The 25701-nt window shown below is 72.0% G+C and carries 23 protein-coding genes; 14 read left to right on the forward strand and 9 right to left on the reverse strand.

The window, feature by feature from the left end; genetic code table 11:
- Positions 1-42: 42 nt before the first annotated feature.
- Positions 43-1008 (reverse strand): UTP--glucose-1-phosphate uridylyltransferase GalU, encoded by a 966-nt coding sequence (gene galU / locus OG303_RS41595; protein ID WP_405875079.1) that lies wholly within the window; start codon positions 1006-1008, stop codon positions 43-45.
- 359 nt (positions 1009-1367) lie between these two features.
- On the opposite strand from galU, the gene OG303_RS41600 reads away from it, so the two are divergent.
- The 4 genes from OG303_RS41600 (at position 1368) to OG303_RS41615 (ending at position 8260) form a co-directional block, all read left to right on the forward strand.
- Positions 1368-3227 (forward strand): ricin-type beta-trefoil lectin domain protein, encoded by a 1860-nt coding sequence (locus tag OG303_RS41600; protein WP_405875080.1) that lies wholly within the window; start codon positions 1368-1370, stop codon positions 3225-3227.
- Between the two features lie 272 nt (positions 3228-3499).
- Complete coding sequence (locus OG303_RS41605; RefSeq protein WP_405875081.1) at positions 3500-5965, forward strand: beta-glucosidase; 2466 nt, start codon at positions 3500-3502, stop codon at positions 5963-5965.
- Positions 5962-7524: a carboxylesterase/lipase family protein gene (locus OG303_RS41610; RefSeq protein WP_405875082.1), complete on the forward strand. Its 1563-nt coding sequence runs from the start codon at positions 5962-5964 to the stop codon at positions 7522-7524. The genes OG303_RS41605 and OG303_RS41610 overlap by 4 nt, the downstream gene beginning before the upstream one ends.
- Positions 7525-7615: 91 nt before the next feature.
- Entirely contained in the window at positions 7616-8260 is a 645-nt protein-coding gene (locus OG303_RS41615; protein WP_405875083.1) for a DedA family protein, read from the forward strand.
- An 87-nt stretch (positions 8261-8347) separates the two neighbouring features.
- Here the strand turns inward: OG303_RS41615 and OG303_RS41620 are convergent, their stop codons facing one another.
- Positions 8348-8875 (reverse strand): gamma carbonic anhydrase family protein, encoded by a 528-nt coding sequence (locus tag OG303_RS41620; RefSeq protein ID WP_405875084.1) that lies wholly within the window; start codon positions 8873-8875, stop codon positions 8348-8350.
- A gap of 116 nt (positions 8876-8991) precedes the next feature.
- On the opposite strand from OG303_RS41620, the gene OG303_RS41625 reads away from it, so the two are divergent.
- Positions 8992-9756 carry an acyltransferase gene (locus OG303_RS41625; protein WP_405875085.1) on the forward strand — a complete coding sequence of 255 codons (765 nt, stop codon included), beginning with the start codon at positions 8992-8994 and terminating at the stop codon, positions 9754-9756.
- A gap of 7 nt (positions 9757-9763) precedes the next feature.
- On the opposite strand, the gene OG303_RS41630 is transcribed toward OG303_RS41625, so the two are convergent.
- Entirely contained in the window at positions 9764-10621 is an 858-nt protein-coding gene (locus OG303_RS41630; RefSeq protein WP_405875086.1) for an EamA family transporter, read from the reverse strand.
- A gap of 116 nt (positions 10622-10737) precedes the next feature.
- On the opposite strand from OG303_RS41630, the gene OG303_RS41635 reads away from it, so the two are divergent.
- Together OG303_RS41635 and OG303_RS41640 are read left to right on the forward strand one after the other, a co-directional pair.
- Positions 10738-11310: a helix-turn-helix domain-containing protein gene (locus tag OG303_RS41635; RefSeq protein WP_405875087.1), complete on the forward strand. Its 573-nt coding sequence runs from the start codon at positions 10738-10740 to the stop codon at positions 11308-11310.
- Positions 11311-11342: 32 nt separating this feature from the next.
- Complete coding sequence (locus OG303_RS41640) at positions 11343-11900, forward strand: YbaK/EbsC family protein (protein WP_405875088.1); 558 nt, start codon at positions 11343-11345, stop codon at positions 11898-11900.
- A 238-nt stretch (positions 11901-12138) separates the two neighbouring features.
- Here OG303_RS41640 and OG303_RS41645 read toward each other — a convergent pair whose 3' ends face one another.
- The 5 genes from OG303_RS41645 to OG303_RS41665 form a co-directional block, all read right to left on the reverse strand.
- Entirely contained in the window at positions 12139-12738 is a 600-nt protein-coding gene (locus OG303_RS41645) for a DUF1353 domain-containing protein (protein ID WP_405875089.1), read from the reverse strand.
- 105 nt (positions 12739-12843) lie between these two features.
- Entirely contained in the window at positions 12844-14064 is a 1221-nt protein-coding gene (locus OG303_RS41650) for a 4-hydroxybenzoate 3-monooxygenase (protein ID WP_405875090.1), read from the reverse strand.
- A gap of 74 nt (positions 14065-14138) precedes the next feature.
- Positions 14139-15776, reverse strand: coding sequence for an APC family permease (locus tag OG303_RS41655; RefSeq protein ID WP_405875091.1), 1638 nt, complete (start codon positions 15774-15776; stop codon positions 14139-14141).
- Between the two features lie 135 nt (positions 15777-15911).
- Positions 15912-16901 carry a formylglycine-generating enzyme family protein gene (locus OG303_RS41660; RefSeq protein ID WP_405875092.1) on the reverse strand — a complete coding sequence of 330 codons (990 nt, stop codon included), beginning with the start codon at positions 16899-16901 and terminating at the stop codon, positions 15912-15914.
- Positions 16902-16955: 54 nt separating this feature from the next.
- The gene (locus OG303_RS41665; RefSeq protein WP_405875093.1) at positions 16956-17363 is read right to left on the reverse strand and encodes a CoA-binding protein; all 408 of its coding nucleotides are present in this window, start codon (positions 17361-17363) and stop codon (positions 16956-16958) included.
- A gap of 167 nt (positions 17364-17530) precedes the next feature.
- Here OG303_RS41665 and OG303_RS41670 point away from each other — a divergent pair, with 167 nt between their 5' ends.
- The 6 genes from OG303_RS41670 (at position 17531) to OG303_RS41695 (ending at position 24570) form a co-directional block, all read left to right on the forward strand.
- Entirely contained in the window at positions 17531-17863 is a 333-nt protein-coding gene (locus tag OG303_RS41670; protein WP_405875094.1) for a DUF190 domain-containing protein, read from the forward strand.
- A gap of 147 nt (positions 17864-18010) precedes the next feature.
- Positions 18011-18775 carry a hypothetical protein gene (locus OG303_RS41675; protein ID WP_405875095.1) on the forward strand — a complete coding sequence of 255 codons (765 nt, stop codon included), beginning with the start codon at positions 18011-18013 and terminating at the stop codon, positions 18773-18775.
- The gene (locus OG303_RS41680; protein WP_405875096.1) at positions 18772-19329 is read left to right on the forward strand and encodes a SixA phosphatase family protein; all 558 of its coding nucleotides are present in this window, start codon (positions 18772-18774) and stop codon (positions 19327-19329) included. The genes OG303_RS41675 and OG303_RS41680 overlap by 4 nt, the downstream gene beginning before the upstream one ends.
- Positions 19330-19457: 128 nt before the next feature.
- Positions 19458-20084 (forward strand): YigZ family protein, encoded by a 627-nt coding sequence (locus tag OG303_RS41685; RefSeq protein ID WP_405875097.1) that lies wholly within the window; start codon positions 19458-19460, stop codon positions 20082-20084.
- A 107-nt stretch (positions 20085-20191) separates the two neighbouring features.
- Positions 20192-21355, forward strand: coding sequence for an exonuclease SbcCD subunit D (locus tag OG303_RS41690; RefSeq protein WP_405875098.1), 1164 nt, complete (start codon positions 20192-20194; stop codon positions 21353-21355).
- Positions 21352-24570: an AAA family ATPase gene (locus tag OG303_RS41695; protein WP_405875099.1), complete on the forward strand. Its 3219-nt coding sequence runs from the start codon at positions 21352-21354 to the stop codon at positions 24568-24570. The genes OG303_RS41690 and OG303_RS41695 overlap by 4 nt, the downstream gene beginning before the upstream one ends.
- Before the next feature lie 10 nt (positions 24571-24580).
- On the opposite strand, the gene OG303_RS41700 is transcribed toward OG303_RS41695, so the two are convergent.
- Entirely contained in the window at positions 24581-25027 is a 447-nt protein-coding gene (locus OG303_RS41700; protein WP_405875100.1) for an Lrp/AsnC family transcriptional regulator, read from the reverse strand.
- A 171-nt stretch (positions 25028-25198) separates the two neighbouring features.
- Here OG303_RS41700 and OG303_RS41705 point away from each other — a divergent pair, with 171 nt between their 5' ends.
- On the forward strand, positions 25199-25681 hold the full coding sequence (locus OG303_RS41705; protein WP_405875101.1) for a rhodanese-like domain-containing protein: 483 nt from the start codon (positions 25199-25201) through the stop codon (positions 25679-25681).
- Positions 25682-25701 lie beyond the last annotated feature (20 nt).

Consider the following 25701-nt stretch of genomic DNA (forward strand, 5'->3'; position numbering starts at 1 on the left):
GGGGCCCGGGGTGCATGCCGTCCCCGGGCCCTCGCTGTGTCGTCAGGCCGCCAGTCGTCGGCGCTCGTCGGCCGCGCCGCCTTCCAGGTCCGCGACGAACTCCTTGAGCCAGGCGACGAATTCGGGGCCCAGGTCGTCCCGGTCGCAGGCCAGCCGGACCACCGTGCGCAGGTAGTCGGCCTTGTCGCCGGTGTCGTAGCGCAGTCCGTCGAAGACGACTCCGTGCACCGTGCCGCCGGTGGCCATCTCCTGCAGGGCGTCGGTGAGTTGGATCTCGCCGCCCCGGCCGGGCGGGGTGCGCTCCAGGGTGTCGAAGACTGCCGGGTCGAGGACGTAGCGGCCGATCACCGCGTACGCGCTCGGCGCGTCCTGGCGCCGCGGCTTCTCCACCAGGCCGGTGACCCGGACGACGCCGTCCTCGCCGGTCGGCTCGACGGCCGCGCAGCCGTACAGATGGATCTGCTCCGGCGGGACCTCCATCAGGGCGACGACGCTTCCCGCATGCCGGTCGCGGACGTCGAGCATCTGGCTGAGCAGGGTCTCGCGCGGGTCGATCAGGTCGTCGCCGAGCAGGACGGCGAAGGGCTCGTCGCCGACGTGGCGGCGGGCGCACAGGACGGCGTGGCCGAGGCCGAGGGGCTCGCCCTGGCGGATGTGGTGGATGTTGGCCAGCCGGGCCGGGTCGCGTACGGCGTCCAGGCGTACGGCATCTCCCTTGGCCGCGAGGGCCTGCTCGAGCTCGACGGCGTTGTCGAAGTGGTCCTCGATGGCCCGCTTGTGCCGGCCGGTGACCATGAGGACGTCGTCGAGCCCGGCCGCGGCCGCCTCCTCGACGACGTACTGGATGGCCGGCTTGTCGACGACCGGCAGCATCTCCTTGGGGGTGGCCTTGGTCGCGGGCAGGAACCGCGTGCCGAGTCCGGCCGCCGGGACGACCGCCTTGCGGACGGTGCGGGCGGGAGTGGGGGTGGTCGGGGCGGGCTTGTTCGAAAGGTGGGGGGCGATCATGCGGCCCATGCTGGCGCACCTGGATGAGAGCTCGCCGAGAGAAACTTCGGAGCTCCCTGTGGGTCCGGTGGGCAGTGGAGATTTCGTGTGCCAACTGTCCTGGGGTGCACACAAGTTGGTGGGCGCCCTACGGTTATTTCGAATGCGGGTGCGGATACCGTCGGTAACTTATCTGAAGTTTCTGCGTTTTGAACATGAGTCACTCGAACTCCTTGTTTCCTGTGCGTCAATTGTGCGAAAGTGAGCGGCCCTATAGCGGTCCGCATCTGACACGACATAGGTATGCACCAATCAGGCACCCGCTTTCCGGTGGATGCGCATTCCGCACGCCGTCCTGCGGCTTGGAAGGAAATGGTTCAGTGCAATCCCCCTACCCCCCGCGACCGCCGTACCAGCCGCGTCCCGGATCGGGGCCGGCCGAGTCCGACCGCAATCTCGTCGCGCAGCTCGGACCGGGTACGGCGGGCGCCCGTGCGGGCGCGTTGCTGCTGGCCCGGCACTGGCGCGCGACGTACGACTACGCGGTCATCTGCCTTGCCTCCGGGGAGAGTCCGGCGTCCATGGCCGCGGCGGCCGCCTTTCACCGGGTCCTCGACAGGCCGGCCGGCGGCGCCCTGCGACCGCAGCTCCTCATGGCCGTACGGGACACGGTCAAGGAGTGGGCCGCGGACGACAGAATTTCCGTTCTACTTCCGGAACTCCGCAAACCGACCGGCGGGCGCGGGCTGCGTGCCGCGCGGTCCATGACGCCCGAAAGGCGGCAACTCGCCGAGCGGGCATTCCGGGCTCTTCCGGGGGCTTCACAATGTCTGCTGTGGCACTCGGAGGTCGAGGCCGAGCCCATATCCGTACCGGCTGGTCTGTTGGGGGTGGACGAGTCCACCGCGTCGGCCGCCCTCGACCAGGCGCGCGAGCAATTCCGGGTGGGCTGTGTGCGCGCCCATCGGGAACTCGCGCCCGGCAAGGAATGCCGCTTCTACAACCGTCTCCTCGACGTTCCGATACGCCGCGGCGGTGCCCTGCTCCCTGATGTGCAGCAGCACCTGATGGAGTGCCGGTACTGCCGTCACGCCGCCGAACAGCTCAGCCATTTCGAGGGCGGCCTGGAGGTGCTGCTCGCGGAGACCGTGCTCGGCTGGGGCGCCCGGCGCTATCTCGACTCCCGGCCTCGCCGAGGCGGCGACACGGCGCTGATGCCCGGGCGCGGCGCCGCACGTCCCGGCGGCGGCGGCCGCCACCGCCCCGTCTCGGCGAGACGACACACCAAGGCCGTCGTCCTGGGCGTCGGTGTGGCGGCCCTCGCCCTGCTCGCCACCGTGCTCGTCACCAAGGGCTGGTCCGACGACAACGGTGTCCCCGACCCCGGGGCCACCTGGGGGGCGCCGAGCGGCAGCTCCCTGCATCCCTCGCACCCGGCCGACGACACCTCGTCGGCCGGTTCCCCGTCGGCCGCCTCCGCGGGACAGCCCGTCGAGATCGGCCGCGGCCGGCTCCGCAATCCCGACACCGGCCTCTGCCTCGACATCGACGGCGGCAGGGCCGCGTCCGGTGCCGCGGCCGTACTGGCGGCCTGCTCCTCCGCCGGGTCGCAACAGTGGTCGTACCAGGACGACGGGTTGCTGCGCAGCGGCGCGGACCCCACCCTGTGCCTCGACTCCGACGCCGACAAGCGCTCGGTGGTCCTGGCCGGCTGCGTGATACACGCCGGCGAGGTGCGCTACGACCTCACGGTCCGAGGGGAGCTCCTGCTGCGCGGCGGCAAGGGACTGCTCGTCGCGCCGGGCAAGGGGACCGACGTCGTCGTGACCGCACGGGACGGCTCCGCCGGGCAGCGGTGGGCGCTCGAAGCCGACAGTGACGGCACGGGTCGCACGGAGAAGAACGGCGGAGCGCAGGAGAGCGGCCGCCCGGAGGGTCAGGATTCCCCGAGCGGTACGCCGAAGCCGTCCGACGCCCCCTCCCCGCAGCGGGAGTCGGAGGACGGGCCGTCGGTGGACGGGCAGTACGAGGAGCGGTTCGCCCAGGTCGGCAGTGAATCCGCGCCTCCCGCACGGCAGGCGCCCCTCGACGGAGTGCGTACCCTCCCCGTCGACGTACTGGGCACGGTCACCTCCGTGGCGGACACGGTCACGACAACGGCCGCCACGGTCACGACGACGACCACCAGGGTGGTGACGGTGGACGTGCTCGCGGCACCGCTGGGGTCCGCCCTGCACTGATCCGCGGACCTACGCAGTCATGGGAAGTCAGCCGGGGCCACTCAGTCGGGGTGGCCCCACCTTCGGTTCTTGTCGGCATTCGGCCGTTTCTTGTTCGGTTCATTGACACGAGTCACTCGCGGTCATAGTTTTCCCGCCGCGCCCATGGTGCCCAACGGTGTCTCAACTCGGCTTTGACGAAAGGTGCGTTCAGAGGCCGAACGCGGACCGGGACGCCGGGGCGCGACTGCGGTTCACATCGTCGTGCCCGCACACAGAAGGAGTGACGGCTCATGACCGACACTGTCTCCCGGAGATCCGCACTGCGACTGCTCGGCGGCGCGATCGTCGTCGCCATGGCGGCCACCGGCGATCTCACGCCTCCCGCGCACGCCCTGGACAGACCCGAGGCGGGGGCCGGCCCCCGCGTCGAAGGCCTCGTCGCCAAGCTCACGCTCGACGAGAAGATCTCCCTCCTCCACGGCTCCACCGACCCGAACTCGCTCGGCCAGGCGGGCTACGTCCCCGCGGTCGAGCGCCTCGGCATCCCCCGAATCCGCCTGGCCGACGGCCCCGCCGGAGTCCGCGTCACCCAGCACGCCACCGCCCTGCCCGCCCCCGTCCTGCTGGCCTCCGCCTTCGACCCGGACCTCGCGCGCCGCTACGGGCAGGTCATCGGACGCGAGGGCCGAGCCCTCGGCCAGGACGTCCTGCTCTCCCCGATGGTCAACCTGATCCGCACCCCGTACGCGGGCCGCAACTTCGAGACCTTCAGCGAGGACCCGCTGCTCGCCTCCGGCACGGTCGCCGCCGAGATCGAGGGGATCCAGGGCGAGGGCCTCATCGCCACCGTCAAGCACTACGCGATGAACAACCAGGAGCAGGACCGCAATTCGATCGACGTGCGGGTCGACGAGCAGACCATGCACGAGCTCGAACTGCGCGCCTTCGAAGCGGCCGTCGACGCCGGCACCGGCGCGGTGATGGGCGCCTACAACAAGGTCAACGGCACCTTCTCCTGCGAGAACAAGACGCTGCTCACGGGCATCCTGCGCGACCAGTGGGGCTTCGAGGGCTGGGTGATGACCGACTGGTTCGCCGCGCACAGCACCGTCGAGGCGATCACCGCCGGTCTCGACATGGAGATGCCCGACGGCACCTATTTCGGTCCGGCGCTCAAGTCGGCCGTGCAGAACGGCAGTGTGCCCGAGCGCTACGTCGACCGTGCCGTGCGCCGCATCCTCGCGGTCATGGACCGCTTCGGTCTGCTCGACGGCAGCGCCCCGCCGCGTCCGGACCGCGACGCACCGGCGGGCGCGGCCGTCGCCCTGGAGGTCGCCAAGGCGGGCGCGACCCTGCTGCGCAACGAGCACCGCACCCTTCCGCTGACCGCGGGCGGCAGCGTCGCGGTGATCGGCCCGACCGGCACCCTGCCCTTCGTCAGCGGCGGCGGCAGCGCGCACGTCGTGCCCGACCACGCCGACAGCCCCCTGGACGCCATCAAGTCCCGTGCCGCGAAGGTCACTTACTCGCTCGGCGAGGACCTGTTCGGCAAGGCGATCCCGGCGGACGCGCTCACCCCGTCCTTCGACTCCGAGGGCCAACAGGTCGGCATCGGCAAGATCTGGACGTACGACGGGACGCTCACCGTCCCCGAAGCCGACGAGTGGACCTTCGTCCTGCACTTCTCGTCCGCACCCACGGCTCGCCCCAAAGTCCTCCTGGACGGCGCGGAGTTGTTCCCGCAGGCCGCCGGATACGGCGAGTTCTTCACCGGCGGACTCGTCTCGGCCGCCCCCGACGGGCTGTCCGTGCGCCGCAGGACCCTGAACCTCACCAAGGGCTCCCACACGCTGCGGATCACCGCGCAGGGAGGGGCGCCGGGTCTGACCTTCCGGCTGCGGCGGAGCACCGGCGCGACCCGCGCCCAGGACATCGCCGAGGCCGTCGCCACCGCACGGGCGGCGCGGGACGTGGTGCTGTTCGCCTACGAGGACGCCACCGAGGGCCTGGACCGCACCACGATCGCCCTCCCCGGCCACCAGACCCAGCTGATCGAGGCGGTCGCGGCGGCCAACCCGCGCACCACGGTCGTCCTCAACACCTCGTCCTCGACGTCGATGCCCTGGCTCCGGCGCACCGGCGCCGTGCTCCAGATGTACTACCCGGGCCAGGAGGGCGCGGCCGCCACCGCCGCCGTCCTGTTCGGCGACTGCGATCCCGGCGGCCGCCTCACCCAGTCCTTCCCGGTCGACGACGACCACCACCCCGTCGCCGACGACCCGCTCCGCTACCCGGGCGTGGACGGCACCGAGGAGTACTCGGAGGGCATCCACGCCGGCTACCGCTGGTACGACGCCGAGGGCGTACGGCCGCTGTTCCCCTTCGGGCACGGACTCTCCTACACCTCCTTCTCGTACGAAGACGTCCGCGCCCGCCGGACGAAACGTGGCATCGAGGTGTCCTTCACCGTCCGCAACACCGGCAGGCGGAACGGCGTCGACGTGCCGCAGGTGTACGTCGGGCCCTCTCCGCGCCTCCAACTGGACCAGGCGGTACGGGTGTTGGGCGGCTACCGGCGGCTGACCCTGCGGGCGGGGGAGCGGCGGCGGATCACCGTGGACGTCACCGCACGCACCTTGTCCTCATGGGACCGCAAGCGTCACGACTGGGTGCTCGGCACCGGCCGCCGCACCGTGTGGGTCGGGGCGTCCTCACGTGATCTCCGGTTGCGTACGAACGTGGAGGTGGGCAAGTGATCCGGCGCATCCTCATCGGCCTGACGGCCCTCGCGGCGGCACTCGTCGCACCGCTCCCGGCCGCGCAGGCGGCCGCACCCTCGGGCGGCGCCCCCGTCGTCCGCACTGACTCGGGTCTGGTAAGCGGCGAAATCACCGCCGAGGGACGGCAGTTCCTCGGCATCCCGTACGCCGAGCCGCCGGTCGGGAAACTCCGCTGGCGCGAGCCGCACCCCGTACGGCCCTGGCACGGAGTGCGCTCCGCGCGGGACTTCGGCAACAAGTGCGTACAGACGTCGAGTTGGGACCCCGGCTACGACCAGCCGTCGTACACCGAGGACTGCCTCGACCTGAACGTGTACGTCCCCGAAGGCTCCGCCCGGCGCTCGGTCCTGGTCTGGTTCCACGGCGGTGGACTGACCGCCGGCGCCGGTCAGGACGTCGTCCCCGACACGTTTGCACGGCAGACAGGGACGGTCGTCGTGACCGTCAACTACCGCCTGGGCGCGATGGGTTTCCTCGCCACGGCCGGTCTCGACGGCCAGAGCCACGACGGGGTCTCCGGCAACTTCGGCATGCTCGACCAGCAGGCCGCGCTGCGCTGGGTGCGCGCCAACATCGGCCGCTTCGGCGGTGATCCGGGCCGGGTCACCATCGCGGGCGAGTCGGCGGGCGGCCGCTCGGTCTGTACCCAGCTGGCCTCACCGACGGCCAGGGGCCTGTTCCGCGCGGGCATCATCGAGAGCGGCGCCTACGACGACTGCAGCGCCCGTACGCACCAGGACGCGGTGGCGCAGGGAGCCGACTTCGCCAAGAAGCTCGGGTGCACGACGGCCGCGTGCCTGCGCGGCAAGTCGGCCCGCGAAATCCTCGAAGCCCAGGGCGACTTCGACTGGGGGCCGGTGGTCGGCGGCGCCTTCCTGCCCGTGCAGCCCGAGCAGGCCGTCGCGAACGGGACGGCCTCCCGGGTGCCCGTGATCAACGGCTCGAACAAGGACGAGGGACGGCTGTTCGCCTTCTCCTCCTTCGACCTCAACGGCACACCGCTCACGGCCGAGCAGTACCCGGAGGTCATGCGCGACGACTTCGGCGACCAGGCCCTGCGGCGCTACCCGCTGTCGGCCTACCCGACGCCGACGATCGCCTACGCCACCGCCCTGGGCGACACGCTGTTCAGCTGCTCGGCGCTGCGACTCGACGGCCTGCTCGCCGCCCGCGGCCCGGTCTACTCGTACGAGTTCGCCGACCGCACCTCCCCACCCTTCGCCTCCCTGCGCAACCTGCACACGGACTTCGACTTCGGCGCGACCCACGTCAACGAGATCCAGTACCTCTTCAAGCACTTCGGACTGGAGTCCCCGCTGAACGCCGAGCAGAAGGTGCTGGCGCGGCAGATGGTCCAGTACTGGGGGTCCTTTGTGCGCGACGGTGTGCCGCGTGCCGCGGGGCAGCCGGTGATGCCCACAGGGCCGGGCGTGATCCTTTCTCTGAAGACTGCGTCCAAGGGCGGGAACACCCTGAGCACCTCTGTCCACGAGGAACACCAGTGCGATCTGTGGGACGGCGCCTCGGCAGGCTGACCCGGTAGGCTTCCCGGCGTGCGCCCCCGTGCGCGTGCGGCGCACGCCGGGAACGCGGCGACACAGGGTCACGAATCGGAAGGAACCGGCTTTGCACGTCCAGGAGTGGCTCGACACGGTACCCGCGGCAGTGGTCTACGTCGTGGTGGGACTGGTCATCGGTCTCGAGAGCCTGGGCATCCCGCTGCCGGGCGAGATCGTCCTGGTCTCGGCGGCCCTGCTGTCCTCCCAGCACTCCGGCATCAACCCGATCGTGCTCGGCGTGTGCGCGACCGCCGGTGCGGTCATCGGCGACTCCATCGGCTACGCGATCGGCCGCAAGGGCGGGCGTCCGCTGCTGGCCTGGCTGGCCGGGAAGTTCCCGAGGCACTTCAGCGAGGGGCATGTCGCCACCGCCGAGCGGTCCTTCGAGAAGTGGGGCATGTGGGCCGTCTTCTTCGGCCGCTTCGTCGCCCTCCTGCGCATCTTCGCCGGCCCCCTCGCGGGCGTGCTGCACATGCCGTACTGGAAGTTCCTGATCGCCAACGTCCTCGGCGGCATCTGCTGGGCCGGCGGCACCACGGCCGTCATCTACTACGTGGGCATCGTCGCCGAGGACTGGCTGAAGAGGTTCTCGTACCTGGGCCTGGTGGCGGCGGTCCTGATCGGCCTGGCGTCGATGCTGATCATCAAGCGCAAGGCCAAGAAGGCGCAGGCGGCACACCAGGAGCCGGAACCGGTTCCTGCCGGGGAGTAGCGCCCTTCAGCGGCGCGGGGCCGTGTCGCTGTGCGGCTTTGCCGCGTGGGCGCGAACAACCCCCACGACCCGCACCCGCCGTACGACCTACTCGTGCGCCTCGCGATGCGCCTTCGCCAGCTCCGCGTACAAGGTGCCGTTCAGCGTGACCCCCTGCCGCTCCTCCTCCGTGAGCTCCCGCCTCACCTTCGCCGGCACCCCGGCGACCAGCGACCCCGGCGGCACCTGCATCCCCTGCGGCACCAGTGCCTGCGCGGCAACCAGGGATCCCGCGCCGATGACCGCGCCGTTCAACACCGTCGCGCCCATCCCGATCAGGCAGTCGTCCTCGACGGTCGAACCGTGCACGACCGCGTTGTGCCCCACGGACACCCGCTCGCCGATGCTGACGGGGAACCCCGGGTCGGCATGGAGCGTGCAGTTGTCCTGGATGTTGGCCTGAGCCCCGACGGAGATCCGCTCGACGTCACCCCGCAGCACCGCCCCGTACCAGACGCTCGCGCCGGCCTCCAGCGTCACGTCCCCGATCACGGACGCGGTGGGCGCCACGAACGCCTCCCCGTCGATCTTCGGTTCCCTGCCGCCGATCCCCGTGATCAACGCCTTGTGCGTCATCGCCCTCGCTCCTCTTGCCGGTCCTCGACTCAGAACGCACCGTACGCCACCCGGTAGGGCGAAGATCACAAGCCCTCGACCTCATCAGGGCGCCGCACCCTCAGTACGGTGAGCTCGTGCCGAAGAGCAAGAACACGTTCTCATCCTGGCGGCGAAGCCTCATGCAGCGCGCCGTCCACGCGGGCTGGGCCTGGGTGCAGCGCACGGGCTCGGTGACGGCCGACAGCCCCGGCCGCTTCCACTTCGGCTCGATCGGCGAAGCCACCCGGCTCGCCTTCCCGCTCGGCACCGTCTTCGGCGAACCCTGGATCCACCTGGGCTCCCACTGCATCGTCGGCGAACAGGTCACCCTCACCGCCGGCCTCATGCCCGACCTCGACCTCGGCCCGGACCCGATCCTGCGCATAGGGAACGGCGTCGTCCTGGGCCGCGGCAGCCATGTCATCGCCGACACGACGGTCACCATCGGCAGCGACTGCTACTTCGGGCCGTATGTGTACGTGACGTCCACGAACCACTCGTACGACGATCCGCACGAGCCCATCGGCAAGCAGTGGCCGCGGATGGAGCCGGTGGAGATCGGGTCCGGCTGCTGGATCGGCACCGGTGCGGTGATCCTGCCGGGCGCGCGGATCGGGCGGAACGTGGTGGTGGCCGCGGGTGCGGTGGTCCGGGGGGTGGTGCCCGACCACGCCGTGGTGGCGGGGGCGCCCGCCCGTGTCGTACGGCGCTGGACGGCCGGTGAGGGCTGGCAGCCGCCGCTCAGGACGCCCCCGCCGGTGCCGATCCCCGACGGTGTCACCCCCGAACAGCTGCTGGCGCTCTCGGAGTTGGACGAGGAGACGGTGGCGAAGCTGGCCCAGCTGGACGCCGAGGCGTAGTCCGGGGTCAGCCCGTCGCCAGCAGCAGGGTGCCCACCAGGGCGAGGCCCGCGCCCGCCGCCTGGATGCCGCGGAGGCGCTCGCTGAGGAAACCGCGGGCGGCGAGCGCGGTGACCACCGGGTAGAGCGAGGCGAGTACGGCGGCCACCGTGACGGGGCCGTGCTGGGCGGCGACCGAGTACGTGCCGTTCGCGGCGACGTCCGCGAGGCCGACGAAGGCGAGCGCCGGGAGCGAGGCCCAGGGGAAGCCGCCCGCGGGGAGGGCCTTGCCGCCCCTCTTCACCGAGACGTAGAGCGCGATGCCGCCTGCGGTCACGTTCGTCACGCGCTGCACGAAGAGCGCGAGGAACAGGCCGGTGACGGTCGTCGACGCCTCCGTGATCAGCGCGAACACCGTGCCGAAGCCCAGGGCCGCGACGAGGGTGAGCAGGATGGCCTGCCGCTGCACGGCGGCGCCCTTCAGCTGCGGCCCGCCCGCGAGGACGACGCCGGTGACGGCGACCGCGATCCCCGCGACCTGCGTCAGGCCGGGACGCTCACCGAGGAAGAGCCCCACGCCGACCGGAACGGCCACGCTCAGCGTGGCGAGCGGGGAGACGACGCCCATCGGGCCCAGCGCGAGGGCCTTGTAGAACGAGAGCAGCGCGACCGGCCCCACCAGACCGGCGGCGACCGCGAACCACAGCCGCGGGCCGGTCTCGCTCCAGCCGCCCGTGGCCACCACGATCGCGCCGAGCACCACCGTCGCGATGCCCTGCGAGACGACGACCACCGTGAGCGCCGGGGTCCGCCGGGTCAGTAGTCCGCCGCCGAAGTCGGCCAGCCCCCACAGAAGGCTGGTGGCCAGGGCGAAGAATGCTGTCACGGGTCGCCTCGCAGTACAGTTCGGTGAACGATCGGGTGCACCACACCGTAGTTCAGTGAACTGAACTCTGTCATCCAGAATATTGCTCTTGAGAGCTCTGAAGAGTTGGACGGAATGTGTCGGACCTCGACCTGCTGACCCAGTCCCTGGCGCGCAACGTCAAGCACTGGCGCGCCGTGCGCGGCTTCACCCTCGACGTGCTCGCCGCCCGCGCCGGAGTCAGCCGGGGCATGCTCATCCAGATCGAGCAGGCCCGCACCAACCCGAGCATCGGCACGGTCGTCAAGATCGGCGACGCGCTCGGGATCAGCATCACCACGCTGCTCGACTACGAGCAGGGCCCCAAGGTCCGTATCGTCCCGGCCGAGCAGGCCATCCGGTTGTGGCACACCGACGCGGGCAGCTACAACCGGCTGCTCGCCGGCACCGAGGCCCCCGGCCCGCTGGAGATGTGGGACTGGCGGCTCATGCCCGGCGACCGGAGCCCGTCCGACCCGCACCCCACCGGCACGGTCGAGCTCGTGCACGTCACGGCGGGGGAGCTGACCCTCACCGTGGACGGCGAGAAGTACCGCATCCCGGCCGGCGCGAGCGTAGGCTTCGAGGCCAACACCTCGCACGTGTACGGCAACGAGGGCGACGAACCGATGGAGATGGTCATGGCCGTCTCGGTCCCGCCCGTGCACTGAGCGGCCACGGGCGCCCTGTTAGCGTGCGGAGCATGCGCGCACCCATCGGACACTTCGACCACGCCACCCCCGCTCCCGACGCCCTCGACGAGCTGACCGGCCCGGTCGCCGACGCCGTACGGCACTGGAGCGGCAGCGTCCCCGCCGACCAGATCGTCTACGTCGACACCGACCCGCAGTGGGCCGACACCGCCGTCTTCGTGGAGCACTACGGGCAGGAACTGCTCGAGCAGTCGGCGAACTGCGTGGTGGTGGCCGGCAAGCGGGGCGGCGAGACGACCCTCGCCGCATGCATCGTGCTCTCCACCACCCGGGTCGACGTCAACGGAGTCGTCCGCCGCCAACTCGGCGCCCGCAAGGCCTCGTTCGCGTCCATGGACACGGCGACGGGCGAGAGCGGCATGGAGTACGGCGGCATCACCCCGATCGGACTGCCCGGCGACTGGCCGGTGTTGGTGGACTCGGCCGTCGTCGACCTCCCGTACGTCCTGGTGGGCAGCGGACGCCGGCGCGGCAAACTGCTGGTGCCGGGCAAGGCGTTCGCGCAGCTGCCGGGTGCGGTGGTGCTGGAGGGGCTCGGCGTCGCCTGACCCCGGGCCGTCGTGTGAGCGGCGAGGACCAGGTGCGAGTCCTCCTGCCCCCGCCAGTGGTGCCGGGTCCGCGTGGATCAGGGCTGCGGTGAGGCGCGGTACGGCGGTCGGCGCGTCCGTGGCGTTGTGCATCGGGTCGCCGCGCGGGGCCACCGGCCCGGACGCGGCGGTGGCTGGTGGACGAGGCCCCGGAGATGGCCGAACAGCGGCTCAGTGACCGGCCGTTGAGCCGCTGAGGTCACGCCGGTTTCGGCTCTCCCGCAGCGCGCGGATCGGGCTCGTCCGGCGCGGGGCCGGGCAGTCCGCCCGCGTTCGACTCGCCCTCTGCGCTCGGCGCGCCCGAGAAGTGGGGCCTGTTCGCCGGAGGGGCGATCCGGGGCGGAGCGGCGGCGTAGACGAGCCATTCGGCGACCAGGAAGAGGGCCAGCCAGATGGTCACGACCAGCGTGGGTACCGCGAGGAACGCCAGGGCCGGAACCGCCACGAGCAGCCACAGTGCCCACTGCCCGGCCCCGGCGCCGGACCAGTGACCGCCTGCCCGGACGGCCGCCCACATGATCCACCGGCGCAGCACCGAGACGCCCAGTTCGCGCAGGGCCCGACGGAAGATGCCGTCGGCGTCCTTGCGGCTCACGGGCCGCGTCGCGCACAGGTAGTCGTGCAGGATCGCGGCCTTGGTGTAGACGCCGTATCTCGGAATCAGCCAGACGAAGACCGTCGGGACCGAGGCGAAGTCGGTGCGGAAGCCGCTCGGGACGGTGAACGGCTTGTCCCTGCCCGCGTAGACCACGGGCTCCATCAACTGCCATTGCTTGGCGTCGATCTGCTTGACGTTCACATCTCCTTGCAGGAAAGGCATGGTGACCACCCGCCCGTGCTGTGGGCGTCCCCCGTTGGATGCCCTATGGACGGTTTAGCGCGATTGGCGTGTTCTGTCGCCCCGTCAGGAGGCGGAAATTTTGCCGAGATACTGCTCCGCGAACGAGGCCGCCGCCGAGGGTGAGGCGAAGAGGCGGCTCAGCCGGGCCAGCGTCGTGCCCGCGCGGTACGCGTCGCCCGACGACGTGCCGTGGTACACCTCCGACAGCCATTGCGAGAACTCCTGGTAGTCCCACACGCGCCCGAGGCAGGCCTCCGAGTAGCCGTCGAGGACGCCCTTGTCGCCCTTCGTGAGGTACTCGACGAACCCGTCGCCCAGCAGGAAGGCGTCGTGCAGCGCCAGGTTCATGCCCTTGGCCGCGATGGGCGCGGTGAGGTGGGCCGCGTCGCCGGCCAGGAACAGGCGGCCGAACACCATGGGTTCGACCACGTAGTTGTGCATGTCGAGGACGCGCTTCTCGATCAGCCGCCCCTCCGTGAGCGGCGGCCTGTCGGCCGCGCCGAGCCGCTCCTGCAGTTCGGCCCAGACGCGTTCGTGCGACCAGGTCTCCGGGTCGTCGCCCGGCGGGCACTCCAGGTAGTAGCGGGTGACCTCGGGGCTGCGGGGCATGTGTCCGGCGAACCCGCGCGGATGGATGCCGAACATCACGCAGTCGGAGGAGGGCGGTGCCTCGGCGAGCAGCGCCAGCCAGCCGATGCCGTAGTCGTGCCGGGCGATCCTGGCATGCTGCGGCAGCACGGTCCGAGTGACCCCGCGCGCCCCGTCGCAGCCGGCCACGAACTCACAGTCCACGAGCTCCCGTTGACCGGTCTCGGGGTCGATGTACGACACCGTGGGACGCTCCGAGTCCAGGCCGTGCAGCTGGACGTCCCGCACGCCGAACCGTATGGCCCCACCGCGCACGTCTGCGTACTCGCGCACGAGATCCGTCACCAGCAACGGCTGCGGGTAGATGAAGTGGTGATGCCCCGTCAGTTCGGTGTAGGACAACCGGTGTCGCTGCCCACCGAAGCGGAACTCGCACTGGGTGTGCAGCTCGGCCCGCTCCAACAGGTTGGCGGCCAGGCCCCGTTGTTCGAGCCCGCGCACGGCCCACTCCTCGATGACGCCGGCCCGGGGCCTTTGCTCGATGAACTCGCGCGTCTCGACCTCCAGGACCAGGCAGTCGACCGAGGCGGCCCGCAGGATGTTCCCGATGGTCAGACCGGCGGGCCCGGCGCCCACGATCACGACCGGAAAGCGTTGCGGGGACGGGGAGTTGGGGTGGGGGGCGGTGGAAGTCACCCGGACATTATGACGGTGGCCCGTCGGCCGCGGCAGGGGAGCCGCGGCCGACGGGCCATGTCAGAGGTGCTCGGTCAGTGCGCGGGAGCGTCCGTGACCACGACCTCCTCGATGCTCCGCTCGATGTCCTCGGGCCGGGATGCCGTCGCCCGGGCCCAGTAGTAGATGACGAGCGAGAAGGCGGCGATGACGACGATGTCCCACCACAGGCCGATGTTGCCCGTGCCGCCGAAGCCGCCCTGCGCGGAGATGACGCCCATGCCCAGCAGATAGACGGGGAGCCACTGGGCGGCCTTGAAGTCCATCCGGGGCGCGTCGGGCTGGTGGGTGGCGTTGGCCCACCAGGCGTAGCCGCCGAGGAGCAGATAGCCGAGGACCACCGCGATGCCGAGCCGCCACAGGATGTCCCAGCCGGCCCAGTAGATGATCAGGTTGGCCACGATGAACGACAGCGGCGAGAGCACCTTGCCCGCGGGGAGCCGGTAGGGCCGCTCGTGGTTCGGCAGCCGGTCGGCGAAGACGCCGTATGCCAGCGGTGCGCCCGCGTACATCAGGACGCTCGCCGAGGTGATGAAGCCGACCAGCTGCTGCCAGCTCGGGAAGGGCAGGAAGCAGACCACGCCGGTGACGAAGGAGATGATCAGGCCGAACCACGGCACGCCCCGGCGGTCGGTGCGGGCGAAGATCTTCGGTGCGTACCCGTTCTTGGCCAGACCGTAGGAGACGCGGGAGGTGGCCGTGGTGTAGATCAGGCCGGTGCCGCCGGGGGAGATGATGGCGTCCGCATAGAGGATGATGGCGAGCCAGCCCAGGCCCACCACGGTCGCGAGGCCCGCCCAGGGGCCGCTGATGCCGGGGAAGTCCAGCTTGGCCCAACCGTGCGCGAAGGTGCTGTGCGGCAGCGCGCCGATGAACACGATCTGCAGCAGGACGTAGATGACCGCGCCGATCGCCACCGAGCCGAGGGTCGCCCGGGGCAGGTCCCGCTTCGGGTTGCGGCTCTCGCCCGCCAGTTGGATGGCCTGCTCGAAGCCCAGCAGGGCGAAGATGATGCCGCTCTCGCTGATCGCGCTCAGCACGCCCTTGGCGCCGAACGGGGCGAAGCCCTCGGAGTGGAAGTTGCCCGGGTGGAAGTTGCCCACGGCGATGACGAAGATCGCGCCCAGCGGGACGGCGATCTTCCACCAGGTGGCGGCGCTGTTGGTGTGCGCCAGGACCCGGACACCGAAGAAGTTGACCGCGACGAAGACGGCCATGAGGACGATGGCGATGACGAGACCGCTGGGCGTCAGCGTCTGGTCCTTGTGCTGCAGACCCTGTGCCCAGCTCCAGTGACCGGCGTAGCCGATCATGGCCTCGACCTCGATCGGGGCCACGGTGGCCGCCTGCAGCCAGGAGAACCAGCCGAAGGAGAGCCCGGCCAGGCCGCCGAACGCGTAGTGCGGGTAGCGGGCGGTGCCGCCCGCCACCGGGAACATGCCGCCGAGCTCGGCGTGCACGAGGGCCAGCAGGACGATGGCCACCGCGCCGATCACCCACGAGATGATCGCCGCGGGACCGGCCGCCGTGACCGCCTTCTCGGCGCCGTACAGCCAGCCGGAGCCGATGATGGAACCGACGGAGGCCCACATCAGACCGATCAGTCCGACGTCGCGCCTGAGCCCGCTCGGGCCCTGGACGTCTGCCTTGGAAGCGTGATCGACGCTCACCATATTTTCAGGAGCCTCTCATGAAGTGAATAGACTTTTTCATCGTGTGAGAGGTCGCAGATTAGGAATCAACCGGGGTCCGGCAGAAGACCAGTTGCGAAGTTTTGACCAATGCCCGGGACGTTCCTGGACAGCCCTTCAAAGGCTCTGTACGCAGCGGAAACCTGTGTGACCACTGGAGCTTTCCACGGTGTTCGCGCTGCGCGCCGCCACGCGGTAGCGATTGCAGTACGACCTGTGGCACATGTGGGAGCCGCCGCGGATGACCTTCGCGGTGCCGGTGGCGGGGCCGACGGGATTGCGCAACGGGCGCGCGGTGCCGTGGTCGGTGGTCCACCAGTCGGCGCACCACTCCCACACGTTGCCCGCGGTGTTGTACAGCCCGAAGCCGTTGGGTTCGAAGGCGTCGACCGGAGCGGTGCCGCGATGTCCGTCGGCGGCGCTGTTCTTGGTGGGGAACGTGCCCCGCCAGATGTTGCAGCGGTACTCGCCGTCGGGGTCGAGCTCGTCGCCCCACGGGTAGCGCTTCTGCTCCAGGCCGCCGCGCGCCGCGTACTCCCACTCGGCCTCGGTGGGCAGCCGCTTGCCGGCCCACGCCGCGTAGGCCGCGGCGTCGCTCCAGGACACGTGCACCACCGGATGGTCGCGGCGCCCGTCGAGCGTGCTGCCCGGCCCCTCGGGACGGTCCCAGGCCGCAGCCGCGACACCGCACCACCAGGGCGTGGCCTCGGGCCGTGGGGCGCCGCGCCGCAGGGCGCCGGGCAGGAAGCCCGCGAAGACGTACGACCAGCCGAGCCGCTCGGCGTCGGTGACGTGACCGCTGTCGGCCACGAACGCGGCGAACTGTTCGTTCGTCACCGCGCGGGCGTCGATACGGAAGGGGTCGAGCCGTACGGCCCGTACCGGCCCCTCACCGTCGGCCGGGAACCCTTCGCTGTCCTCGGCCCCCATCAGGAACTCGCCGCCGGGCAGCGGCACCATGCCCTCCGGGCTCGGCTGCCGACGGCCCCCTGCCGGCTGCGGCGGCGACAACCGCACCGGCTCGGCGGAGCCGCCGCCTGACGGCATGCAACAGGGGGCGGGCGAACCGGGCTCGTGCATCGGGTGTTCCTCGGGTGCGGACGACATGGTGGACGGTCACCTGTCTACGTCACGCCCCTGTGGCCGTCCCTCCCGCCCCGGTCAGCGGAGGCGAGGTATCTCGATGGCGGGGCAGCGGTCCATCACCATGTCGAGGCCCGCCGCGCGCGTACGGTCGTACGCCGCCTCGTCGATCACGCCGAGCTGGAACCAGACGGCCTTGGCACCCTTCGCCACGGCCTCGTCGGCGATCGGCCCGGCCAGGTCGCTGTTCACGAAGACATCGACGACGTCCACGTCGAAGGGGATGTCGGCGAGGGAGGCGTACCCCTGCTCGCCGTGCACCGTCTGCGCCTTGGGGTGGACGGGCACGACACGCTTCCCGAAGCGCTGCAGCACCCGGGCGACGCCGTATGCGGCGCGCCCCTCGTTCGACGACAGGCCCACCACCGCCCAGGTGTCGCCGGACTCGGTGAGGATCTTGCGAACCGTTGCCTCGTCGCCGTACACCGCGGGCCTCCCTGCGCTCGTGGACCTGCTGTCCTGTCCCACCCGTCCTGTCCGACAACGGCCGGGATCGCGGGATGATTCCCCGGCATCTGCCTCGCCCTGAACGCCTGTTCGGCGGCCCGGCGCCGCTGTACCGTCGGGACAGTCCCCACGGCAGGGGGTGGCCGATGCCCGGGTACGACCTGCTCGCCGCACGCCTCACCATCCACCTCGACGCGGCCGTCCTGTGGCACCACAGACCGGCCTACGCCGAACTCGTCCACAGAGCGCGGCGCGAGGGCCTCACCGGGGCGAGCGTCTTCCACGGAGTCGCCGGCTTCGGGGCCGGCGATCCCAAGCGGTCCCCGCTCGCACCGAAGGGACCGTGCGCCGTGGTCATCGTCGACGAGGAGCCGCGCCTGCGGGACTTCCTGCCGCACGTCGCGGACGTCCTGGGGGAGACCTCGGCGGTGGCGGTGCTCGACCGGGTGCGGATCCACACGCCGCGCGTACATGAGTGACATCGGTGAGAGGTACGACGGTGTGGGGATCGGCCGCGCGCGCGTGTGTGTCACGTGTACGCGAGGACCGCGGCACGCGTACGCGTGCGCCACGAGGCCCCGCGCACCTGGTCCAATCCCGCCACCCGCGTCCGGAAATCGCGCCGGATGCCTGCGCATGGCCGCCCACCCGCCTACGCTCACCTCGTGCTGCGCATCTCCGACGCCCGAACCGGCGAGTCCGTCGACGCCGCCCCCGTCCGCCGAGGTCTGACCCGGGTCGAAGTCCATCTGGCGGGCTTCGACACCGGCGCCCTGCGTGTGCTGCTGGTCGCCGACCTTCTCGTGCGTGCCCTGGAGCTCGGCAGCACTCCGGTGTGGGGCGTGCTGACCGGTGAGCGGGAGCAGGCGGAACTGCGGGCCGGGGCCGCGGCGCTCGGCATCCGGCCCTTCGAGGACCGGCGGGACGTCGGTCCCGGGCTGGGCGAGGCGCAGGTCCTGCACGTCGTGCCGGAGGGCGGTGCGACACCCGACGGCATCCGGGTCGCCGTCGCCCCCGTCCACGCGGAGGCACCCGGCATCCCGGAGGGCGCCGACCCGGCCGTCCTGCGCCTGGCCCTGATCTCCCCACGCCGGGACGCGCCCGTGCGGCTCGACGCGGCAGCCCTGACCGAGGCCCGGGCAACCCTCGCGCGCTGGCGCCGCAAGGTCGCCGCCTGGGCGCAGCAGCCGTCCCGACCGATTCCCGACGAGGCGCGCGCCCGCCTTCGTACCGCCTGGGAGGACGACTTGGACGTTCCCGCGGTGCTCGACGTGCTGACCTGGATGGAGACCGCGGCCGAGCCGCCGGACGGTGCCCGCTTCGAGACGTACGCCTACGCGGACCGGCTGCTCGGCCTCGACCTCACCCGCGACATCGGAGCCCCGGCGTGATCGCGCGCACGGGAGCGGGCCCGCTGCGCCGCCTGGTGGTCCTGCGGCACGCCAAGTCGGCCTGGCCGGCGGGCGTCGCGGACCACGAGCGTCCCCTCGCGCCACGCGGCCGCCGGGACGCGCCCGCCGCCGGCCGGGCGCTCGTCGAGGCCGACTGCCTCCCGGACCTCGCCCTGTGCTCCACCGCCGTACGCGCGCGCCAGACCTGGGAACTCGCCTCGGCCGAGTGGGGCACACCGCCGCCGGTACACCGTGACCCACGGCTGTACGCCGCCGAGGTGACCGACCTGCTGACGGCCGTGCACGAGGTGTCCGCCGAGGTCGAGACGCTGCTCCTGGTCGGGCACAACCCCGGCCTCGAGGAACTCGTCCTCGAACTGGCCGGTGACGGTCTCGACGGCGCGCTGGACGAGGTGCGGGTGAAGTTCCCGACCGCGGCGATCGCGGTACTGGCCTGGCACGGGAGCACCTGGGACGCGCTCGCCCCGGGCACGGCGCTGCTGACGACCATGATCGTGCCGCGGGGCAGGAAGGACGGAAAGAAGAAGGGCTGAGCCGGCACCACCTGCCCTCCTGCTGAAGGGGGCGGTGCGGGACCGCCCTGTGCGGTCGCCCGGCCGGCGGCATCGCCGCCCGTACCTCCGGCGGAAGCGCGTGCACCTGGGCCGCATAGGCTGGCCGGATGCAGGACGAGTACCGCACGGTCGCCCACGCGGGCGTGCACGAGACCGAGGTCAACCGCTCCCGCTTCCTGTGCACCCTGGCACCGGCGGCCACCGAGCAGGAGGCCCAGGACTTCGTCGCCGGCGTGCGCAAGCGGCACGCGGACGCCAGCCACAACTGCTGGGCCTACGTCATCGGTGCCGACGCCTCGGTCCAGAAGGCCAGCGACGACGGCGAACCGGGCGGCACCGCGGGCGTCCCCATGCTCCAGATGCTGCTGCGCCGCGACATGCGATACGTCGTCGCCGTCGTCACCCGCTACTACGGCGGGGTCAAGCTCGGCGCGGGCGGGCTCATCCGGGCCTACGGCGGCGCGGTCGGTGAGGCCCTGGACACCCTCGGCACCCTCACCCGCCGAAGGTTCCGGCTGGCCACGGTGACGGTCGACCACCAGCGCGCCGGCAAGGTCCACAACGACCTGCACTCGACGGGACGCGAGGTGCGCGACGTGCGCTACGGGGAGGCGGTCACCATCGAGATCGGCCTGCCGGACGCCGACGTGGACGCCTTCCGGGCCTGGCTCGCGGACGTGACCGCCGGGACGGCCGGGTTCGAACTGGGCGGAGAGGCCTACGGGGACGCATGACGTTCGGTAGGAAACGGGCGTAACGGAACGGTACGGGACGGTTCATGACGGGCCGATACGGGAGTAACCGCCCGTGGTGTCAGACCCGGCCGTTAGTCTCGGGGATCATGCGACTGCTGCACACTTCCGACTGGCATCTCGGCCGGGCGTTCCACCGGGTCACCATGCTCGGGGCCCAGGCCGAGTTCATCGGCCACCTCGTCACGACCGTGCGTGAGCGCGGCGTGGACGCGGTGGTCGTGTCGGGGGATGTGTACGACCGGGCGGTGCCGCCGCTCGCCGCGGTCGAGCTGTACGACGACGCCCTGCACCGCCTCGCCGACCTCGGTGTGCCCACGGTGATGATCTCCGGGAACCACGACTCGGCCCGCCGGCTGGGCGTCGGCGCCGGCCTCATCGGGCGCGCGGGCATCCATCTGCGGACCGAGCCGTCGGCATGCGGGACACCGGTGGTGCTGTCCGACGCACATGGCGATGTGGCCTTCTACGGGCTGCCGTATCTCGAACCGGCCCTGGTGAAGGACGAGTTCGGTGTGGAGAAGGCCGGGCACGAGGCCGTGCTCGCCGCCGCCATGGACCGGGTCCGTGCCGACCTCGCCACCCGCGCGAGCGGTACCCGCTCCGTCGTCCTCGCGCACGCCTTCGTCACCGGGGGCGAGGCCAGCGACAGCGAGCGGGACATCACCGTCGGCGGGGTCGCCGCCGTGCCCGCCGGGGTCTTCGACGGCGTGGACTACGCGGCGCTCGGCCACCTGCACGGCAGCCAGACCATCACCGAGCGCGTGCGCTACTCCGGCTCCCCGCTGCCGTACTCCTTCTCGGAGGCCGACCACCGCAAGACCATGTGGCTCGTCGACCTCGGCGCCGACGGCTCCATTGCCGCCGAGCGCCTCGACTGCCCGGTGCCGCGCGCGCTCGCCCGGATCCGCGGGTCCTTGGAGGAGCTGCTGGCCGATCCGGAGCTCTCGCGCCACGAGGAGGCATGGGTCGAGGCCACCCTCACCGACCCGGTCCGCCCGGCCGACCCCATGGCCCGCCTCACCGAGCGCTTCCCGCACACCCTCAGCCTGGTCTTCGACCCCGAGCGGGCACCGGACGACCCCGACGTGTCGTACGCCAGGCGGCTCGCGGGCCGCAGCGACCAGCAGATCGCGGAGGACTTCGTCGCCCATGTGCGCGGGGCCGGACCGGACGAGCGCGAACAGGCCGTCCTGCGGGACGCGTTCGACGCCGTACGCGCGGACGAGGCCGTGCGGGAGGTGGCGCGATGAGGCTGCACCGGATGGACATCACGGCCTTCGGGCCGTTCGGCGGATCCCAGACCGTCGACTTCGGCGAGTTGTCGGCGGCCGGCCTCTTCCTGCTGCACGGACCGACGGGAGCGGGCAAGACGTCCGTCCTCGACGCCGTGTGCTACGCGCTCTACGGCTCCGTCCCCGGCGCCCGCCAGAGCGGCCAGGGCCTCGCCCTGCGCAGCGACCACGCCGCGACCAGTACGCGCACCGAGGTGACCCTCGAACTGACCGTCGCCGGACGCCGGTTGGAGGTCACGCGGCAGCCGCCCTGGGAGCGCCCCAAGAAGCGCGGCTCGGGCACGACGCTGGAGAAGGCCCAGAGCTGGCTGCGCGAGTACGACGCGACGGCGGGCGCCTGGAAGGACCTCAGCCGCTCGCATCAGGAGATCGGCGAGGAGATCACCCAGCTGCTCGGCATGAGCCGCGAGCAGTTCTGCCAGGTCGTGCTGCTGCCCCAGGGCGACTTCGCGCGCTTCCTGCGCGCCGACGCCGAGGCGCGCGGCAAGCTGCTGGGCCGTCTCTTCGACACCCACCGGTTCGCCGAGGCCGAGAAGCGCCTGGTCGAGCGGCGTCGCGCGGCCGAGGCCCAGGTGCGCGAAGGGGACGCCGCGCTGCTGGCCGACGCGCACCGCATGCAGCAGGCGGCGGACGGCGCCCTGGAGCTGCCGGAGCTGCAGCCGGGCGAGCCGGGGCTGACCGAGGCGGTGCTGACCGCGGCCGCCGTCGCCCGCAGCACCGCCCGCGAACAGCTGACCATCGCCCACTGCCGCCGCACGGCCGCCGAGTCCGCGCAGGCGGCGGCCGAGCGAGCGCTGGGCGACGTACGCGAAGTGGCCCGGCTGCAGCGGCGGTTCGCGGAGGCGAGGGAGCGTGCCGCGCGCCTGGAGGAACATGCCGACGCGCACCGGGAGGCACAGGCGCGCATGGAGCGGGGCCGCAAGGCCGAGGCGGTCGCGCCGGCTCTCGAACTGCGGGAGGCCGCCGAGGCGGAACACCGCAGGGCCGCGCAGGCGGAGGCACGCGCGCGTGCGCTGCTGCGGGGCGTCTTGGGCGACGGACAGGCCGGGGCCCGGCCGAAGGGTGCCGGTGCGGGTGCGACCGGGCTCGCCGAGCCGTGGGGCGCGTGCACGGACAGTGGTGAAGCGGGGCTCGGGGGAGCGCGGGGCGCGTTCATCGAGGCTGGTGCGGAGGAGCCTGCGGCCGAGGCCCGGGGCGCTGTGGTCGACGCCGACACGGCCGGGTTCGAGGGCTTGCAAGGCAGCCTCGCGGACGCGGGTGCCGCCGGGCTCGCGGCCGCCGCGCGTCGGACCGCCGAAGAGCTGGGTGGCCTGGAGTCCGCCCGCCGCGCCGAACAGCGACTGGCTCAACTCCTCGCGGAGCGCGCCGACTTGGACCGGCAGGAGCGCGCCGACGAGGACGTGCTGCAGGAGGCCGAGACCTGGCTCGCGGACTGGGACACGACCCGCGCCGGACTGCAGGCCCGCATCGAGTCCGCGCAGGAGGCCGCGACGAGGGCCGAGCAGCTCGGCGTGCAGCGCGAGCCCGGGCAGCGCAGGCTCGGCGCGGCCCGCCAGCGCGACCAGTTCGCCCGCGACACCGACGAGGCCCAGGCGCGCGTCCTCGCCTCCCGCGAGCGTGCCACGGAGGCCCGCGCCCACTGGCTCGACCTCAAGGAACAGCGGCTGAACGGCATCGCGGCCGAGCTGGCTGTCGGCCTCACCGACGGCGAGCCCTGCTCCGTCTGCGGAGCCACCGAACACCCCGCCCCCGCGCGCAAGGTCGCCGGGCACGTCGACCGCGAGGCGGAGGAGCGCGCCCTCGCCGCCTACCAGCGCGCCGACGAACAGCGGGCCGAAAACGAGCGGCGCCTCGGTGTCGTACGAGAGGCGCTGGCCGCTGCCACCGCCGAGGCGGGAGACACGCCCACGGCCCGACTGGCCGAAGAAGTCGAGGAGTTGGAGCGGCTGTACGCGCGGGCACGCGCAGCCGCCTCCGAGCTGCACCCGGCGAGCGAGGAGCAGCGGCGGGCGGAGCAGGAGCACGAGCGGCGGACCGAGGTGCGGCAGCAGGCGGCGGTCAGAGCCGCCTCGCGGGTGGGTCACCGTGAGCGGCTCGACCGCGAACGGACCGTCCTGGAGCAGGAGTTGACGCAGGCGCGAGGCGCCGCCGACAGCGTGGCCGCGCGGGCCGCGCAGCTGGAGCGGCAGGTCGCGCTGCTCACCGAGGGCGCCGACACCGCGCGGGCCGCCGAGGACACCGCCCAGCGGCTCAAGGACGCGGACGCCCGCCTCGCCGACGCCGCCTTCCGTGCCGGATTCGACACCCCGCAGGCCGCGGCCGCCGCACTCCTCGACGACGCCTCCCACCGCCGGCTCCAACACCGGCTGGACGCCTGGCAGTCCGAGGAAGCGGCCGTGCGTGCCGTCCTCGCCGAGGCCGACACCGCGGCCGCCGCCCAGCAGCCGCCCGTAGACCTCACGTCGGTGGAACGGGCCGCCGCCGTCGCGGCACAGCGGCTGCGCGACGCCGCGTCCGCGCGCGACGCGGCGGCCCGCCGCTGCACCGAACTCGACCGGCTCTCCGCCCGGTCGGCCGCGGGCGTACGACGTCTGGCCCCGCTGCGCGACGAGTACGACCGGGTGGCCCGCCTGGCCTCCCTCGCCGCGGGCACCTCGGCGGAGAACGAGCGGAAGATGCGCCTGGAGTCGTACGTGCTGGCTGCCCGCCTGGAACAGGTGGCCGCCGCGGCGACCGTACGGCTGCAGCGCATGTCGTCCGGCCGTTACACCCTCGTCCACTCGGCCGACCGGGCCGGACGTGGCCGCAGCGGTCTCGGACTGCACGTCGTCGACGCCTGGACCGGACGCGAGCGGGACACGGCGACCCTGTCCGGCGGCGAGACGTTCTTCGCCTCGCTCGCCCTCGCCCTCGGCCTCGCGGACGTCGTCACCGACGAGGCCGGCGGAGTCCGCCTGGACACGCTCTTCATCGACGAGGGCTTCGGCAGCCTCGACGACCAGACCCTCGACGAGGTCCTCGACGTGCTCGACTCCCTGCGCGAGCGCGACCGCAGCGTCGGCATCGTCAGCCATGTGGCAGACCTGAGACGCCGCATCCACGCCCAACTGGAGGTCGTGAAGGGGAGATCCGGCTCCGTGCTGCGGCAGCGAGACGCCGGACGAGCCGGATGAACCGGCTGAGTCAGTGGCCCAGGGGGCGCCGGGGCAGCGGGGACGAGTAGACGACGCTCGTGGTCACCGAGCCGAGCGTGCCGATCTTGCCGGACACCTCTTCCAGGTGGCGCATCGAGCGAGCGGCGACCTTGATCACGAAGCAGTCGTCGCCCGTCACATGGTGGGCCTCGAGGATCTCGGGCGTCACGGCGACCAGGTCGTGGAAGGGCTTGTAGTTGCCGTTCGGATACCGCAGCCGGACGAACGCGAGGATCGGCAGGCCCAGCCGGTCGGGGTCCACGACGGCGGCGTACCCCTGGATCACGCCCGCCTCCTCCAGGCGGCGCACCCGCTCGGTGACCGCGCTCGGCGACATGGAGACGGCACGTGCCAGCTCCGCGAAGCTCGCGCGGCCCTCGCGCTGGAGGACATCGAGGATGCGCCAGTCGGTGGCGTCCGGGGAAAACACGGTCATGGTCGAGGAATAGCAGGGGAATCCCCGGCCGGGCAAGGGTCCTGCCGGGGAACGCCCCTTCTGGGAGGTGATCTCCAACCGTAGATTTCTGGTCGTAGCGAAGTCGATGAAGTGGAAGAAGTCCCAGAAGTCGAAGAAGTCGAAGTCGAACCGTCGGCGAAAGGCCAGATCATGAGCAGCACCACGACCGCCGTCAACCCCGTCCTGCGCGTCGCCCCGGCGGCCCCGGCCGAGGCCGCCGCCTACTTCCGCGCGAGCCTCGTCTTCCACGCCGACGTGTCGGACGTCGCTGCCGCGCTCGCCGCGGGCGGCGACCTCGGGTTCGTCGTCCTGGACTCCCGGTCCACCGAGTCCTGGGACCAGGGCCACGTCCCCGGCGCGATCCACCTGCCGACCGCGCTCATCCCCGAGCAGGCCGAACAACTCCTCGACAGGTCTGTGCCGGTGGTCACGTACTGCTGGGGCCCCGGCTGCAACGGCGCGAGCCGGGCCGCGCTCGCCCTCGCCGAACTCGGCTACCAGGTCAAGGAGATGCTCGGCGGCTTCGAGTACTGGGCGCGCGAGGGCTTCGCGTACGAGACCTGGGAGGGCCGCGAGCGCCGCGGCGCCGACCCGCTGACGGCGCCGGTGGACGCGGAGGACTGCGGCTGCTGACAGCGCGGTCCGCAGCCGCA

The organism is Streptomyces sp. NBC_00005 (genome assembly GCF_045160215.1).
Lineage (GTDB): Bacteria > Actinomycetota > Actinomycetes > Streptomycetales > Streptomycetaceae > Streptomyces.

Excerpts from the sequence above, each read along its gene's own strand:
- galU (WP_405875079.1), bottom strand. The coding sequence starts at position 1,008 with ATGATCGCCCCCCACCTTTCGAACAAGCCCGCCCCGACCACCCCCACT.
- OG303_RS41605 (WP_405875081.1), top strand. The coding sequence starts at position 3,500 with ATGACCGACACTGTCTCCCGGAGATCCGCACTGCGACTGCTCGGCGGC.
- OG303_RS41620 (WP_405875084.1), bottom strand. The coding sequence starts at position 8,875 with ATGACGCACAAGGCGTTGATCACGGGGATCGGCGGCAGGGAACCGAAG.
- OG303_RS41640 (WP_405875088.1), top strand. The coding sequence starts at position 11,343 with ATGCGCGCACCCATCGGACACTTCGACCACGCCACCCCCGCTCCCGAC.
- OG303_RS41655 (WP_405875091.1), bottom strand. The coding sequence starts at position 15,776 with ATGGTGAGCGTCGATCACGCTTCCAAGGCAGACGTCCAGGGCCCGAGC.
- OG303_RS41660 (WP_405875092.1), bottom strand. The coding sequence starts at position 16,901 with ATGTCGTCCGCACCCGAGGAACACCCGATGCACGAGCCCGGTTCGCCC.
- OG303_RS41670 (WP_405875094.1), top strand. The coding sequence starts at position 17,531 with ATGCCCGGGTACGACCTGCTCGCCGCACGCCTCACCATCCACCTCGAC.
- OG303_RS41675 (WP_405875095.1), top strand. The coding sequence starts at position 18,011 with ATGCCTGCGCATGGCCGCCCACCCGCCTACGCTCACCTCGTGCTGCGC.
- OG303_RS41685 (WP_405875097.1), top strand. The coding sequence starts at position 19,458 with ATGCAGGACGAGTACCGCACGGTCGCCCACGCGGGCGTGCACGAGACC.
- OG303_RS41690 (WP_405875098.1), top strand. The coding sequence starts at position 20,192 with ATGCGACTGCTGCACACTTCCGACTGGCATCTCGGCCGGGCGTTCCAC.
- OG303_RS41695 (WP_405875099.1), top strand. The coding sequence starts at position 21,352 with ATGAGGCTGCACCGGATGGACATCACGGCCTTCGGGCCGTTCGGCGGA.
- OG303_RS41700 (WP_405875100.1), bottom strand. The coding sequence starts at position 25,027 with ATGACCGTGTTTTCCCCGGACGCCACCGACTGGCGCATCCTCGATGTC.
- OG303_RS41705 (WP_405875101.1), top strand. The coding sequence starts at position 25,199 with ATGAGCAGCACCACGACCGCCGTCAACCCCGTCCTGCGCGTCGCCCCG.